This window comes from Nonomuraea sp. KM90, assembly GCF_052246675.1.
Lineage (GTDB): Bacteria > Actinomycetota > Actinomycetes > Streptosporangiales > Streptosporangiaceae > Nonomuraea.
This window is the reverse complement of sequence record NZ_JBQQCB010000188.1, coordinates 1-15,269: the sequence shown is the minus strand read 5'-3', so window position 1 is coordinate 15,269 and position 15,269 is coordinate 1. Positions and strand designations below refer to the sequence as shown.

At 73.5% G+C, this 15,269-nt stretch carries 8 protein-coding genes and 1 pseudogene; 5 read left to right on the top strand and 4 right to left on the bottom strand.

The genetic code is table 11. The features are described from left to right. Positions 1–65 precede the first annotated feature (65 nt). A complete protein-coding gene (locus ACTWPW_RS59250) occupies positions 66–974 on the top strand; it encodes a GHMP family kinase ATP-binding protein (protein ID WP_375119170.1) in 909 nt (302 codons plus the stop codon). Between the two features lie 2 nt (positions 975–976). Here the strand turns inward: ACTWPW_RS59250 and ACTWPW_RS59245 are convergent, their stop codons facing one another. Together ACTWPW_RS59245 and ACTWPW_RS59240 are read right to left on the bottom strand one after the other, a co-directional pair. Beyond that, positions 977–2,236 carry a Zn-dependent hydrolase gene (locus ACTWPW_RS59245; RefSeq protein WP_375119169.1) on the bottom strand — a complete coding sequence of 420 codons (1,260 nt, stop codon included), beginning with the start codon at positions 2,234–2,236 and terminating at the stop codon, positions 977–979. Positions 2,237–2,287: 51 nt separating this feature from the next. Then, positions 2,288–3,487, bottom strand: a complete 1,200-nt coding sequence (locus ACTWPW_RS59240; protein WP_375119168.1) for an MFS transporter — start codon at positions 3,485–3,487, stop codon at positions 2,288–2,290. A gap of 57 nt (positions 3,488–3,544) precedes the next feature. Here ACTWPW_RS59240 and ACTWPW_RS59235 point away from each other — a divergent pair, with 57 nt between their 5' ends. Further along, positions 3,545–4,513, top strand: coding sequence for an ArsR/SmtB family transcription factor (locus tag ACTWPW_RS59235; RefSeq protein WP_443174254.1), 969 nt, complete (start codon positions 3,545–3,547; stop codon positions 4,511–4,513). On the opposite strand, the gene ACTWPW_RS59230 is transcribed toward ACTWPW_RS59235, so the two are convergent. Continuing rightward, the gene (locus ACTWPW_RS59230) at positions 4,415–4,933 is read right to left on the bottom strand and encodes a condensation domain-containing protein (RefSeq protein WP_443174253.1); all 519 of its coding nucleotides are present in this window, start codon (positions 4,931–4,933) and stop codon (positions 4,415–4,417) included. The two genes, ACTWPW_RS59235 and ACTWPW_RS59230, sit on opposite strands and share 99 nt — an antisense overlap. Next, positions 4,921–10,644 (bottom strand): annotated as a pseudogene (locus ACTWPW_RS59225) (amino acid adenylation domain-containing protein). Before ACTWPW_RS59225 ends, ACTWPW_RS59230 begins: the two are co-directional and overlap by 13 nt. 106 nt (positions 10,645–10,750) lie before the next feature. On the opposite strand from ACTWPW_RS59225, the gene ACTWPW_RS59220 reads away from it, so the two are divergent. The 3 genes from ACTWPW_RS59220 to ACTWPW_RS59210 form a co-directional block, all read left to right on the top strand. Continuing rightward, positions 10,751–12,547 carry a non-ribosomal peptide synthetase gene (locus ACTWPW_RS59220; RefSeq protein WP_443174252.1) on the top strand — a complete coding sequence of 599 codons (1,797 nt, stop codon included), beginning with the start codon at positions 10,751–10,753 and terminating at the stop codon, positions 12,545–12,547. Next, positions 12,537–12,743, top strand: a complete 207-nt coding sequence (locus ACTWPW_RS59215) for an MbtH family protein (protein ID WP_375119164.1) — start codon at positions 12,537–12,539, stop codon at positions 12,741–12,743. The genes ACTWPW_RS59220 and ACTWPW_RS59215 overlap by 11 nt, the downstream gene beginning before the upstream one ends. Beyond that, the coding region (locus tag ACTWPW_RS59210; protein WP_443174251.1) for a non-ribosomal peptide synthetase at positions 12,740–15,269 on the top strand (2,530 nt) is incomplete at its 3' end. The genes ACTWPW_RS59215 and ACTWPW_RS59210, both read left to right, overlap by 4 nt.

The following is a 15,269-nucleotide window of genomic DNA, read 5'->3' as shown; positions in this document are numbered from 1 at the left end:
AAGGCCCACGGATAGCTCCCGCCAAGAAGGTGAAGACTCGCGATCAAGCCCCGGGGAGGACACTCGTGAGCAGCACCTCGAGGAGCCTGGCCGGCAATGGCACACGGCAGGCGATCGGCTCGGGCGCCGCGTTCGGCACCTTCGGCGAGCTCCTGCAAGGCGTGCTCTATCCATCCGACAGGGACTTCCTCGTCACCCTGCCCATCGCCCGCTGGTCGACCGCCACCTTCCACTGGCGGCCCGGCTGGCCGCTGCGGGTCGAGCCCGCGCACAAGCACAGGTCCCGCGCGCTCGCCAGGACCATGCTCCGCCTGTATGGCAGGCGCGGCGGCGGGCGGCTCACCATCCACAGCGAACTGCCGGAGGGCAAGGGCCTGGCCAGCTCCTCCGCGGACCTGGTCGCCACGGCCCGCGCGGTGGCGGCGGCCTTCGGCGAGGAACTGGCGCCGGAGACCATCGAAGGGCTGCTGCGCGAGGTGGAGCCGACCGACGGCGTCATGTACGACGACGTGACCGCCTTCCACCACCGCGACGTCAGCCTCATCACCCGGGTGGGGCCCCTGCCGCCGCTGACGGTCGTGGGCGTGGACGAGGGCGGCACCGTGGACACCATCGCCTTCAACCGCCTGCCCAAGCCCTACGACGAGCGGGACAAGCGGGAGTACACGCACCTGCTCGACACGCTGGTGGCCGCCGTGAGGCGCGGCGACATGGCGGCGGTCGGCCGGGTGGCCACCCGCAGCGCCCAGCTCAACCAGCGCCTGTCACCGCGCCGCACGCTGGAGGCGGTACTGGAGGTCAGCAGCCGAGCGGGCGCCCTGGGCGTGGTCGCCGCCCACAGCGGCACCTCGCTCGGCGTCATCCTGGCGGACGACGCACCGGGCTACGCGGACCGCCTGGGCCGGGTGCTGGCGGCCTGCCGCAGGATCTCCCCGGAGGTCACCGTGTACCGCACCCTGCCCGGCGGCACCTGATCTCAGCGCCCCACCCGCTGGACGGTGCGGAGCAGCACCTGGGCCCCGGCCACCAGGTCGGCGTCGGCGGTGCTCTCCTCGGGCACGTGGCTCACGCCGTCGCGGCTCGGCACGAAGATCATCCCCATCGGCGCGAGCGTCGCCACGATCTGCGCGTCGTGTCCCGCGCCGCTGGGCAGCGCGTGCGTGGCCAGCCCCAGCTCGCCGGCCGCCCGGCCGATGGCCGCGCGCAGGCTCGCGTCGGTGGCCACCGGCGCGAACCGGTCGCTGACGGTCGTCTCCACCTGGATCGGCGCTCCATGGGCGAGCTCGGCAAGCTGCGTCATCAGCGTCTCTTCCGCGGCGCGCAGCCGCTCCGGCGCCGCGTCCCTGAACTCCGCGGTCAGCCGCACCAGCCCGGGCACCACGTTCGTCACGCCTGGCGCCACGCGCAGCCGCCCGGCGGTGGCCACCGCGCACAGCCGCCGCGTGGCCGCCACTTCCTCCACCATGAGCACCACTCGCGCCGCGAAGGTCAGCGCGTCGGCACGGGCGTCCATCGGGGTGGTGCCCGCGTGCCCGGCCCGCCCCCGTAGCTCGATCTCGACGACGGTGCGCCCGACGATCGCCTCCACCACGCCGATCGTCAGCCCGAGCCGCTCGAGCACGGGCCCCTGCTCGATGTGCAGCTCCAGGTAGGCGGCCACGGAGCCCGGCGGCCAGGCCGCCGACTCCAGCCGGTCGGGGTCGCCGCCCACCTCGCGCAACGCCTCGTCCAGCGACACGCCCGCCTGGTCGCGGATGTCGTACGGCGTCCGCGCGAGCCGGCCGGTCAGCGCCAGCGACCCCCAGAACGGGCAGGGGAACCTGGCGCCCTCCTCGTTGGCGAAGGCCACCAGGACGGGCTCGTGCCGCATCTCCGCACCGGTCTCGGCGAGCGCCTGGAGCACCTCGAGTCCCGCGATCACGCCGTAGGCCCCGTCCAGCGGCCCGCCCTGGACCACCGTGTCGAGATGGGACCCCATGAGCACCACCGGCCCGCCCTTCGCGAGGTCCGCGGAGCGGCTGACGACGAGGTTGCCTGCCGCGTCCACGCTCGCCGACAGGCCTGCCGCCGCCGCCTCCGCGGCGACGTAGTCACGTCCTGCCAGGTCCGCCGCGGTGAAGCCGGGCCTGGTGACGCCGCCCGCCTCGTCGGCGCCGATCTTCGCCAGCCGTTGGAGGCGGGTGAGCAGCCGGTGCGCGTCGACAGCGGGACCGAGTACCGTGCGGGTGATCGCCATAACTGGACACCTTTGCTCGAGGAGGCTCTCCTCCCCAGCATCGAAACCCGCCTATCCGCCACCTATCGGCGGGCAATCAAGCCCGGCGGCGCTCCGCCGGCGGAGGAACGGGGCCAGGACGAGGCCCGCCACCAGAGCCACGGCGGCTCCCAGCGCGATCGCTCCGCTCGGGCCGGCCTGCTGGGCGACCACGCCCAGGCCGGTGGCCGCCAGGCCCTGTGTGGTCATCATGCCGCTGTTGGCCAGGCCGAACGCCTGGCCGCGCGCCTCCTCAGGCACCGCCGCCAGGTACCGCTCCTGCAGCGCGAGATGGTGACCGTAGCCGAAGGAGGCCACGGCTGCCAGCGCGGAGGCCATCGCCACCGTGGGCGTCAACGCGAACACCAGGTACGGCACGGCCAGCAGCACCATCAGCGGCATCATGGCCAGCGCCCGCCCGCGCGGCGTGAGCACGCGGCCCACGACGACGTCGCCCGCCAGCATGCCCGCCGCCGCGGCCACCAGGAGCGCGCCCGCCGACGAGCCCGCGTAGGAGACGAACAGCGCCTCCACGCCGACGATGAGCCCGCTGGGCAGCCACTGCGCCAGCAGCAGCGCCCTGATGGCGGGCACGGCGAGCAACGCGCGGGTGCCTTGCCACGTGGTGGCCACGGAGGCGCGGCCTGCCGTACGGGCCGGGCGGGCCGCCAGCCGCAGGCGCAGCACCAGCGCGCCCGCGACGTACAGCAGGGCCGTGCACCACAGCGTGCCCGACGGCGAGATGAGGGCCAGCAGCGAGCCGCCGACCGCGAAGCCGACGATCTGCATGACGCCGACGGCGGCGTTGAGGGTGGAGCGGGCCAGCACGTAGGCGTTGTCCGGCAGCACGTCGGCCAGGAGGGCGAGTTTGCCCGCCTCCGCGACCGGAGTGGTGATGCCGACGGCGACGACCAGCGCAAGCGCCGCCCATACGGGCAGCTGTCCGGGCGCGATGGCGCAGGCGACCGCGGCGCCGGCCAGACTCCAGCCGACGAGCAGCGCGCGCGGCGGCAGCCTGTCGGCGAACGAGAGCAGGCTGAGCCCGCCGATCGCGTGGGGGAGGAAGCCCGCGAGGTAGGCGATGGCGGATAACAGGGGTGATCCCGTGCGCGCGTAGACGAGGGCCGACAGGCCGAGCATCTGCATCGTGTTGGCCGCGACCCCGAGCGCGTGGTTGGTGAAGACGGCGCGGAACTCCGTCACCCTGAACACGTCCCGATAGGTGATGGTCATAGTGGCAGGGTCGGCGAAGCCCGCACCGCGGGGTAGGTTTTCGTCAGGAGGCGAATCGTGGCCGTCAGGATCGTCGTGAGCCCACGTGACCTTGCGGCCAGCAGGTTCGTGATGTCGCCCGCGGCCAACACGGTGGGAGCCCTCCTGGCGCTGGAACGCGGGACGTCCGCCTACGGGGTGGCGCCCTGGGCAGGGCAGGTGCGTGGGCGCTACCAGGAGCTGCTGCGGGCGCATTCGGGACTTCGGGAGGTGGCGCGGGCCGTGCGCGCCTGCCGGGGCGTGCCCGACTTTCTCGCGCTGCCGCAGTCGGGCATGGACACCGCGATCGGCGACGAGCTGGCGGCGATAAGGGACACGCCCGATGGTCTCGCGCGGGAGCAGCTCGAACGCTACGGAGCCGGGGAGGCGTTGCCGGGGGCCGAGGTGGGAGCCCGGATGGCGCGGGCGCTGCGCCTGGTGTGGGAGGAACTGGTGGAACCGGACTGGCGGACCGCGCGCGCGATCCTCGAGGCCGACGTGATCCACCGGGCCGGGCAGCTGGCCGCCTACGGCTGGTCACACGCGCTGCAGGACATCGGGCCCGATCTGCGCTGGGACGACGAGGGCTGGATCGAGCTGAGCCACATGGACGGGGCGCCGATCCGGCTGGAGGGCGCCGGACTCTGCCTGACGCCGATCGTTTACGGGGCGCAGTGGCTGTCGCTCGACCCGCCCGCGTACGCGCTCATCTACCCGGCCAGGGGCAGCGGCCGGCTGTGGTCGGATGGCCAGGTCGGCCGGGAGGAGGGCGACGGACACGCTCTCGACCGGTTGCTCGGGCGGACGAGGGCGGCGCTGCTGCGCGAGCTGTCGGCCCCCGCCGCGCCCAGCCATCTGGCGGCCGTGCTGGGGCTGAGCATGGGCGGCGTGGGGGATCACCTGGCGGTGCTAAGGGATGCGGGGCTGGTGGAGCGCGCCCGCGCGGGCCGATGGGTCCTCTACCGCCGTACCGCGCTGGGTGACGCCCTGACCGACGCCGGTCAGTGACGGTGTGAGCGAGGCCACGGGGCGGTCGGCTCCGCCGTACGCGCACACCTCCCGCAGCAGCCGCGCGTACTCCCGCAGCAGCCTTCGCGCGGTGGAGCCGTCGAACAGCGCCGTCGCGTACTCCAGCTCCGCCGACAACGAGCCGTCGAGCCGCTGTTCGACCTGGAGGGTGAGGTCGAAGCTCGACGAGCGGGCGCGCACCGGCATCGGGGTGACCTCCGCCCCGTCGAGCCGCAGCGACGCCTCCTCGGTCAGGCTGAACATGACGTCGAACAGCGGATGACGCGAGGGGTCGCGCTCGGTGCCCAGCTCGGTCACCACCCGGTCGAAGGGGACGTCCTGCTGGGCGAGGGCGGAAAGCGTCCGCTGCCTGACCCGCTCCACCAGGTCGGCGAAGCTGTCGTCCGTCAGCACCAGCATCTGAGCGCGAGCGTGTTGACGAAGCAGCCGACCAGCGCCTCGGTCTCGGGGCGGCTCCTCCCGGCCGTCGGCGTGCCGATCACCAGGTCGTGCTGCCCGCTCCAGTCCGACAGCAGCACCGCGTACGCGGCCAGCAGCACCATGTACGGCGTGGCCCCGCACGCCCTGGCCAACTCCCGGACGGCGTCGGCCAGTTCGGCGGGCAGGTCGAGCCGTTCCGTGGCCCCGCTGTGGTCCTGGCGGGGCGGGCGCGGCCTGTCGGTGCGCAGCTCGATCGGCGTGATGCCCGCCAGCGTGGACCGCCAGTGTGCCAGCCCGGGCGCCAGCGCCTCCTCACTCAGCCACGCGCGTTCCCACACCGCGACGTCCGCGTACTGCACGGGCAGCGGCGGCAGCATGGCCCCCTGGTCCGCGTACAGCTCGCCCAGCTCGTCGTTGATGAGCTTGAGCGACCAGCCGTCGGCGGCGATGTGATGGACGACGAGCACCAGGACGTGTTCGCTGGCGGCGAGCCGGATCAGCGCGGCCCTGAACACCGGCCCCTCGGCCAGGTCGAACGGCCGCCAGCTCGCCGACTCCACCACCTGGCGCAGGCGCAGTGCCCGCTCGCCCGGGTCGTCCAGCGTGTTCAGGTCCACCACGGGCAGGTCGGCGGGTGCGGGCGGGTCGATGTGCTGGACGGGTTCGTCGTCCACGAGCGGGTAGCGGGTCCGCAGCACCTCGTGGCGGGCGACGATCCGCTCGAGCGCCTGGCGCAGCGCGTCGGTGTCGAGCGGGCCGCGCACCCGCATGACCTGGGGGAGCTGGTATTCCGGCGTCCCCGGCCTGAGCTGGTCGAAGAACCAGAGCCTGGCCTGTGACGACGACAGCGGCACGTCCTGGCCTCGCTCGCGGGGCCGCACGTGCGGGGTTTGCGCGCGGTCGGGCACGCGCCCGGCGAGCAGCGCCGCGAGCCGGGCGATGGTGGGCTCGGCAAACAGGTCCTGCACGGTGAGGGGCACGGCCAGCGCTGCCCGCAGCCGGGAGACCAGCTGCGTGGCCAGCAAGGAGTGGCCGCCCACGGTGAAGAAGTCCTCGTGCACGCCGCGCGGCTGAGCGCCGAGCACGTCCGCCCATGCCGCGGCGACGGCGCGCTCCAGCGGGGTTCGCGGCGCCACCACCTCCGCGGGCACGTCGGCGGGCAGGTCGCGGGGCTCGGGCAGCGCGGCGCGATCCAGCTTGCCGCTCCTGGTGAACGGCAGCGCCGCCATCGGGACGAAGTACGAGGGGACCAGGAAGGCGGGCAGCCGCCGCGAGAGGTGTTCGCGCAACGTTCCAGCGTCCACGTCACCGCGGGTCACGACGTAGGCGACGAGGCGTTTGTCACCCGGTGCCACCTCGTGGGCCACGACCGCCGCGGCCGGGACGTCCGGGTGGGCGGTGAGGGCGGCTTCGATCTCGGCGGGTTCGACCCTGATGCCGCGCAGCTTGAACTGGTCGTCGACCCTGCCGAGGTAGTCGAGCACACCGTTGGGGCGCAGCCGTACCAGGTCGCCCGTGCGGTACATGCGCTCGCCCGCGCGCGGCGTGAAGGGGTCGGGGAGGAATCGCTCGGCGGTCAGCCCGGGCGCACCGGCGTAGCCGCGGGCCACGCCGAGGCCGCCGAGGTACAGCTCGCCGGTGAGGCCGGGCGGGACCCTGCGGCCCGACGGGTCCAGGACGTAGGCGCGCTGTCCGGTGATGGGGCGGCCGATCGGCGGGTGAGCCGCCCAGGCGTCCAGCGCGCGGGGGCAGATCGCGGTGGTCGCGAGGTGCGTCTCGGAGGGGCCGTAGTGGTTGCGCAGCTGCAGGGCCGAGTTCTCCAGGACCCAGCGGACGGCGGGAGTGATGCGCAACTGCTCGCCCGCCGCCGTGATCTCGCCCAGCCTCTCGGGGACCCGGCCCAGGGCGGTGTACCGGCGGCAGATCAGGTCGAGCATCGTGGGGGTGGTGAACAGGTGCTCCACCTCGCGTTCTGCCAGCCAGGCGGACAGCAGCTCCGCGTCGGCGCGCAGGTCCTGCGGGGCGACGACGACGTGTCCGCCCGTGGCGAGCGTGACGAAGATCTCCTGGAAGCTGACGTCGAAGTTGAGCGAGGTGAGCTGGGCGGTCCTGGTCCCGGTGCGCTGGTTGCGTCCCTGCCAGCGGATCAGGTTGACCAGCGCCCCGTGCGCCATGGCCACGCCCTTGGGCTCACCGGTCGAGCCCGAGGTGAAGGTGATGTAGGCCAGACCGCCGGGACGCGTCTCGGGCGCGGCGACGGGCGGCGGCTCCACGTCGGAGTCGAGGGGCACGGCTCCGGGGAAGACGCCGTCGTCCTCGCTGACCACGAGGGACGCGCCGGCCCGGCGCACCAGCGCGGCCAGCCGTTCCGGCGGGAAGGAGACGTCGAGCGGCAGATAGGCGGCCCCCGCCTTGAGCACGCCGAGCAGTGCCACCACCGCCCCCACGCCCGGCCGCACGTGGACGCCCACCACGACCTCCGGCCCCGCGCCGTTCGCCAGCAGCCGCCGGGCCAGCCGCCCTGCCCGCTCGTCCAGCTCGGCGTAGGTGAGCGTGCCCTGCTCGTCCGACACCGCGTACGCGGCAGGTGTACGGCGGGCCTGCTCGGCCACCAGCCCGTGGACCGTCGCCTGGCCGTGGTCGGGCAGTTCCGCCGCGTCCAGCCTGGCCAGCCAGGCCCGGTCGGCGGGCGTGGCCATCTCCAGGGCGTCGATCCCGGTGTCCGGTGCGGCCACGGTCAGGCTGTGCAGCAGGCGCAGGTAGTGGGCGACCAGGCGTTCGGCGGTGGAGCCGTCGAACAGGTCGGTGGAGTACTCCAGCTCCACCGACAACCCTCCCCGGCGGCTCTCCCTGACGGTGAAGACCAGGTCGAAGCGGGCCCGGCCGCTCTCCACCGGGATGGCCTCGACGGACAGGCCGTCCAGCTCCAGCTCGCCGGTCTCGGCGCCCTAGTAGGCGAACATGACCTGGAAGAGCGGGTTGCGGCCGGCTTGCCGTACCGGACGGAGGTCTTCGACCAGGCGCTCGAAGGGCACGTCGCGATGGGCGTGCGCGGCGATGGCGGTGTCGCGCACATGGCTCAGCAGTCCGGCAAGTGACGGCTCGTCCGACAGGTCGAGGCGGAGCACGAGCGTGCTGACGAAGAAGCCGATCAGCTCCTCCATCTCGGGCTCGGGGCGGTTGGCTGATGGGGAGCCGACTACCACGTCGTCGGTGCGGCAGTGGCGCCCGAGCAGGATCGCCAGGGCGGCCAGGAGCGCGGTGTAGAGCGTGACCCGCTGCTGTGCGCAGAGCCGCCGCAGGCCCGCCACGTCGTCGTCGGCTACGGCATGCTCCACGTGCGCGCCCGCGAACGTGGGCGTCGCCGGGCGGGGCCTGTCGCACGGGAGCGCGAGCGCGGACGGGGCGCCGGACAGCTGGTCGCGCCAGTAGGCCAGGGCGTGCTCGATCCTGCCGTCGGCCAGCCGCCGCCGTTCCCAGGTCGAGACGTCGGCGTAACGCACGGGCGGCGAGGGGAGCTCCGGGCAGGCTCCGGCGGACACGGCCTGGTAGACCCGCGCAAGCTCGCCGAAGAAGACGCCCCGCGACCAGCCGTCGAAGACCAGGTGATGCCACTGGAACGAGACCAGGTGCTCCTCCTGCCCGAGCTCGGCAGCGACCACCCGCATCAGCGGCCCGCGGGTCAGGTCGAAGGGGGCCGCGGCCGCCTGGTCGAGCGACGCGCGCATGGTGAACTCCACCTGCGCCCGATCGCGCACGCGCTGCACGGGCTGCCCGTCCACCGACGGGAACACGGTGCGCAGCGGCTCGTGCCTGGCCGCGACGTGTTCCACGGCCACCCGCAGCGCGTCGACGTCCAGCGGCCCGCGTACCCGGTATCCGGCCAGGATGGTGTTGGCGTAGCCGCCCGCCTGCACCTGCTCGACGAACCACAGCCCTTCCTGACCCGGCGACAGCGGCAGGTCGCGGCCGCGGGGCGCCGGCGTGATGGGCTGTTCCCGCGGCGCTCGCGGCAGCAGGTCCCGCAGCTGGGCCGCCTGACCGGCGGGCGTCTCCTCGCGCAGCAGCACCGCCAGGGGAAGGTCGGACTCCAACGCGGCGCGCAGCCGTGACAGCAGCCGGGCCGCCGCCAGCGAGTCGCCGCCCAGGTCGAGGAAGCGGTCGTGGACGCCGACCCGGGCGACACCGAGCACCTCGGCCCAGGCGGCGACCAGGACCCGCTCCAGGTGGTCGCGCGGCGGCGCGATCTCGCGCGAGCCGTCCACGCCGGGCTGGGGGAGGGCGTTCCTGTCCACCTTGCCGTTGGAGTTGAGCGGGAAGGCGTCCATCACCACGTAGGCCCCGGGCAGCATGTACGCGGGCAACCTGGTCGCCAGGTGTGCCCGCAGTTCCTCCCGCGGCGGAGCCTGCCCGCAAGCGGCGGTCACGTAGGCCACCAGCATCGGCGTCCCGCTCGGCCCGGGACGCGGGTGCACCACGGCCCGGCCGACTCCCGGATGCGCCGCCAGCGCGGTCTCGACCTCGCCCAGCTCGACCCGGTGTCCCCGGATCTTCACCTGGTTGTCCAGGCGGCCCAGGATCTCCACGCTGCCGTCCGCGCGTTCCCTGGCCAGGTCCCCCGTCCGGTAGAGGCGGGCGCCCGGCACAGGAGCGTGCGGATCGGGCAGGAAGCACGCGGCGGTGAGGTCCGGGCGGCCCAGGTAGCCGCGGGCCAGCCCGCTCCCGCCGATGTACAGCTCGCCCGCCGTCCCGCGCGGCACCGGACGCAGCAGCTCGTCCAGCACGTGGATCCGCGTCTCGCGCACGGGCTGCCACTCGGCGACGCCGCCGTCGCGGTTCAGCAGGGCCGTGCTGGACCACACCGTCGTCTCGGTGGGGCCGTACACGTCCCACGCGGCGGCGGAGCCCTCCGCCAGCCACCGCGCGAGATCCGGCGGCAGGCTCTCCCCGCCGCACAGCGCCAGGAACCCCTCGGGGGGCCGGAATCCGGTGTCGCGCAGTATGTGCCAGGTGGCGGGCGTCGCCTGCAACACCGGGTGGGAGACGCCACGGATGGTCTCGGCCAGCCGTACCGGATCGGCGGCCTCGTCGTGTGTGGCCACGATGGTGCGGGCGCCCACGATCAGCGGGAGGAACAGCTCGATCGTGGCGATGTCGAAGGAGACCGTCGTCACCGACACCAGCCCCTGCGCCGGCCGGAGGCCCGGGCTGGACCGGAAGGAGAGCAGGACGTTCGCCAGCGCCCCGTGCGAGATCATGACGCCCTTCGGGCGGCCGGTAGAGCCCGAGGTGTAGATCACGTAGGCGAGCTCGTCCGGGTCGGGCGCCGCATACCAGCCGGGTCCCTCCAGGCTCGACAGGTCGGCGTCCGTCAGCGTCAGCAGCACCCCGGCGTCGGCTTCGATGGCGGCCAGCCGTTCGCGGGGATGGCGGGGGTCGAGCGGGACGTAGGCCGCTCCCGAGGCGAGCACCCCCAGCAGCGCGGCGACCAGGTCGGCGCCGCGCTCCACGCACACTCCGACCAGCGTTCCCTGCCCGGCGCCGCGCGCTCGCAGATGTCCCGCCACGAGACGGACGCGGTCCATCAGCTGCCGGTAGGTCATCGTGTCCTGACCCGACACCACGGCGGTCGCGTGCGGAGTGGCGGACGCCTGCTCGGCGAACAGCTGGGGCAAGGTGTCTGCGGCCATGGCTCAAGAACGTCCGCGGCCGCTATCACCCGCCTATCACCCGGCTTTCCGCCCTCCGATAGCGCCCGGACAGCTGCCGGATGGCACCCGTGCAGACGCTCCCCACGTGAACAGACCAACGCAGCTGCTCCACCGCCTGGTCGAGGAGCAAACGGCCCGCACACCCGACGCCGTGGCGGTCATCGGCGGTGACGGCACCCTCACCTACGCCGAGCTCGACCGGCGGGCGGAACGGGCCGCGGCCCGGCTGCGCGAGCTGGGCGTGCACGCCGACGACGTGGTGGCGGTCGTCATGGACAGGTCCGTGGAGACGGTGGTCGCCCTGCTGGCGACCCTGAAGGCGGGCGGCGCCTACGTGCCGATCGAGACGGCCACGCCTGCCGCGCGACGCGAGCGGATCCTGCTCGACTCGGGGGCCAAGGCCGTGTTCGCCGCACTGGACCTCGGCGGAGGGCCGCCTCGGGTGAGCCTCGAGGGTACGGCGGGCGGCTGCCTGCCCGCCGTACGGGTCGATCCCGGCAACCTGTGCGCCGTCTACTACACCTCGGGCAGCACGGGGAACCCCAAGGGCGTGGCCTGCACCCACCGGGGCTGGGTGACCAGGATGCGGTGGATGCAGCGCACCCACGCGCTGCGCCCCGGCGAGACCGTGCTGCACAAGACCACGCTGACGTTCGACGACGCCGCCGTGGAGATCTTCTGGCCGCTGATGGCGGGCGGGCGGATCGCGCTGCCGGCCCCGGGCGACCATCGTGACCCGCGCGCCATCATCGACGCCGCGATCGCCTACGAGGCGGTGCACGTGCAGTTCGTCCCCAGCGTGCTCGAGCTCTTCCTCGACGCGCTGACCCCGGCGGACGTCGCCGGGCTGGCCCGCCTTCGCACCGTGCTGTCCAGCGGCGAGGCGCTGCGCCCCGACCTGGTGCGCGCCTTCCACGAACGGTTCGGCGACCGCGTCGCGCTGGAGAACACCTGGGGCGCGACCGAGGCGTCCATCGACTCCACCCAGCACCCGTGCGGCCGCATCGACGGCGAGGTCGAGGGCGGCGTGGTCAGCCTGGGCAGGCCCATAGACGGCAACGAGGTGCACGTGCTCGGCGACGATCTCGAACGGCTCCCGCCCGGCGAGCCCGGCGAGCTCTACATCGGCGGGCACTCCCTGGCCAGGGGCTACCTGGGCGACCCCAGGCGGACCGCGGAGGCCTTCCTGCCGCACCCGTTCGTCCCGGGAGCGCGGCTCTACCGCACGGGCGACCGCGGCGTGGCGCGCGCCGACGGCTCCTTCGAGTACCTGGACAGGATCGACAGGCAGGTCAAGATCAGGGGCGTGCGGCTCGAGCTGGCCGAGGTCGAGGCGGTGCTGCGCGGCCACGACGAGGTCGTCAACGCCGCCGCGACCACCTGGGAGGCCGCGCCGGGCGACAAGCGGCTGGCCGTCTACGCGGTGCTGGAGCCGGAGGCCACCGCCACGCCGGAGACCCTGCACGGCTACCTGAGCGGGCTGCTGCCCGCCTACGCGGTGCCCAGCGCGATCAGGATCCTGGTCGAGCTGCCGCTGCTGCCCAACGGCAAGCTCGACCGGCGCTCCCTGCCCGCCCCGGCGCCGGAGGCGCCCTCCGCCGGCCAGGTCGCGCCCAGGACCGTCGCGGAGCAGGCGGTGGCGGAGATCTGGCAGGACGTGCTCGGCCGCCCGAGCATCGGCGTCGAGGACGACTTCTTCGTCATCGGCGGCCACTCGCTGCTGGCCACCAAGGTCGTCAACCGCATCAGGAGCGCGTTCGGCACGGACTTCCCGCTCAGCGTCATGTTCGAAAGGCCCACCGTCGCGGGCACCGCGGCCGCGCTCGAGGAGCTCCTCGTCGCCGAGATCACCGACAACATCGGAGGACACCATGCCCGCTGACCGCTTCCAGGTCGTCGTCAACCACGAGGAGCAGTACTCCATCTGGCCCGAGGGCAAGGACCTGCCCGCCGGTTGGGCGGAGGAGGGAACCAGCGGCGACAAGCAGGCCTGCCTCGACCACATCAACGAGGTCTGGGTGGACATGCGCCCGCTCAGCCTGCGCAGGCGGATGGCGGACCAGGAGGACACCCGATGACGATCTCCGCGGCCCAGCGCGCACTCCTGGAGGAACGCCTGCGCGGCGCCTCCGCCGCCGCCGTGACCATCCCGGCCCGCCCGGAGACTGAGCCAGTACCGCTGTCGCCTGTGCAGCGGGGCCTGTGGATCGTCGATCAGTTCCTCGACGACAACGCCCTGTTCGGCACCCATCGCGCGCTGTGGCTGCGCGGCCCCCTGGACGTGGCCGCGCTGCGCGGCGCCTTCGACGACCTGGTCCGCCGCCACGAGACCCTGCGCACCACCTTCCGCCCGGGCCCCGACGGGCCGGTGCAGGAGATCCACCCGCCGTCGCCGGCCGCCTTCGACCTGGTCGACCTGGTCGACCTCCCCACCGACCTGCGCATGGAGCAGGCGCTGCGGCTGGCGGAGGACGAGGTCACAGCCTCCTTCGACCTGGCCGCCGGGCCGCTGCTGCGGGTCCTGCTCCTGCGGCTCGGCCCCGACGTCAGCCTGCTCGTCGTCAACGCCTACCACGCGCTCAGCGACGAGTGGTCCTTCGGCCTGCTCGCCACCGAACTCGGCGACCTGTACGGCTCCCGCCTGCGCGGCGCCGAGCCGAGCCTGCCGCCCCTGCCCGTCCAGTACGGCGACTACGCCCGCTGGCAGTCCGAGCGGCTGACCGGGCCGCTGCTGGCAGGCGAGCTCGGCTACTGGCGGGAAGCGCTGGCCGAGATCCCCGCGATCCTGGAACTGCCCACGGACCGGCCACGGCCGCCCACGCCGTCCTACCGGGGCGGGATCGTGCGGCGCACACTGAACCGGCGGCTCGAAGCCGGCGTACGGCGCCTGGCGGTCACGCAGGGGACCACGCTGTTCACCACGCTGCTTGCCGCCTTCTCCACCACGCTCCACCGGCTGACCGGGCAGGAGCGGTTCGCGGTGGGCTCGCTGGTGGCGGGGCGGGGACGGGCCGAGCTCGAGCCGCTGATCGGGCTGTTCGCGAACACGCTGCCGCTGCCCGCCGACCTGTCGGGGAATCCGGCCTTCGCCGAGGTGCTGCGGCGTACCCACCGGGCCGTGCTCGGCGCGCTCGACCACCAGGAGGTGACCTTCGAGCAGATCGTCGCCGACCTGAAGGTGGAACGCGAGCCGTCGCGCAACCCGGTCTTCCAGGTGATGTTCCAGTGCCTGGAGGTCGAGGAGGACTGGGCGCTGCCCGGCCTGGCGGTGGAGGAGGCCGAGGTCTACGCCGACGGCGAGAAGATGGATCTCACGCTGCTGGCCGTGGACCGCCCCGGCGGCATCAGGCTGGAGCTGTACTTCGCGCGCGACCTGTTCGACGACGGTATGGCGGAGCGCCTGCTCGGCCGGTTCGAGCGCGTGCTCGAGCAGGTCGTGTCCGACCCCGGCGTGCGGGCGGGAGACCTGGAGGTGCTGGCGCCCGCGGAGCGTGCGCTGGTGCTGGGGGAGTGGAACGCGACGGCCGCGCCGTACCCGGGGGATCGGTGCGTGCACGAGCTGTTCGAGGAGTGGGCGGCGCGGACGCCCGAGGCCGTGGCGGTCACGGACGCCGACGGTGTGCCGGTGACCTATCGCGAGTTGGACGAGCGTGCCGAGCGGCTGGCGGAGGTGCTGGCGGAGGCGGGGGTCGGCCCCGAGCGCTTCGTGGGCGTGTGTGTCGATCACTGTGTGGAAATGCTGGTGGCGCTCCTCGGGGTGATGAAGGCGGGCGGGGCGTACGTGCCGCTGGACCCGGAGCATCCGGCCGACCGGCACGCGTTCATGCTGGCCGACACGGGCGCGGAGGTGGTGGTCACGCTGAAGCGGTGGCGTGACCGCTTCGATGGGCGCGTGGTCTGCGTCGGAGACGAACCGGTGTCGAGCGCCCCGGTGGTGCGGCCCTGTTCGGACAACCTGGTGTACGCGATGTACACCTCGGGGTCGACCGGTCGGCCCAAGGGCGTGATGATCAGTCACCGGCAGCTGGTGAACTACCTGTGGTGGGCGATCGACGGTTACGGCCTGGACGGTGTTGACGGGGCGCCGATGGTGGGTTCGATCGCCTTCGACCTGTCGGTGCCGAACTTCTTTCTCCCGCTGATCGGCGGCAAGAGCGTGACCTTGCTGACCGGCAACGCCGCTTTGCCCGAGCTGGCCGACCTGCTGGCCCGGCCGGGTGATTTCAGCCTGTTGAAGATCACGCCGGGGCATCTGGACGCCCTGCGCGGGCTGCTCGAGCCGGGCTCGGTGGGTTCGGTGCGCACGTTCGTGGTGGGCGCCGACGAGGTGCGCCCGGAGACGGTGGCGGCGTGGCGGCGGATCGCGCCCGGCGCCCGGATCATCGACGAGTACGGCCCGACCGAGACCGTGGTGGGCTGCTCGGTCTACGAGATCGGGGACGACTTCGACCCGGCGCGTCCCGTCTCCATCGGCAGACCGATCGCGAACACGACCATGTACGTGCTGGACCGCCATCTCAACCCGGTCCCGCCCGGCGCGATCGGCGAGCTGTACATCGGCGGAGCCGGGGTGGCCCGAGGCTATCTGGGACGGCCAGGACTGA

Coding starts and splice junctions, on each gene's coding strand:
- ACTWPW_RS59215 (WP_375119164.1), top strand. CDS start 12,537: ATGCCCGCTGACCGCTTCCAGGTCGTCGTCAACCACGAGGAGCAGTAC.
- ACTWPW_RS59230 (WP_443174253.1), bottom strand. CDS start 4,933: ATGCTGGTGCTGACGGACGACAGCTTCGCCGACCTGGTGGAGCGGGTC.
- ACTWPW_RS59245 (WP_375119169.1), bottom strand. CDS start 2,236: ATGGCGATCACCCGCACGGTACTCGGTCCCGCTGTCGACGCGCACCGG.
- ACTWPW_RS59240 (WP_375119168.1), bottom strand. CDS start 3,487: ATGACCATCACCTATCGGGACGTGTTCAGGGTGACGGAGTTCCGCGCC.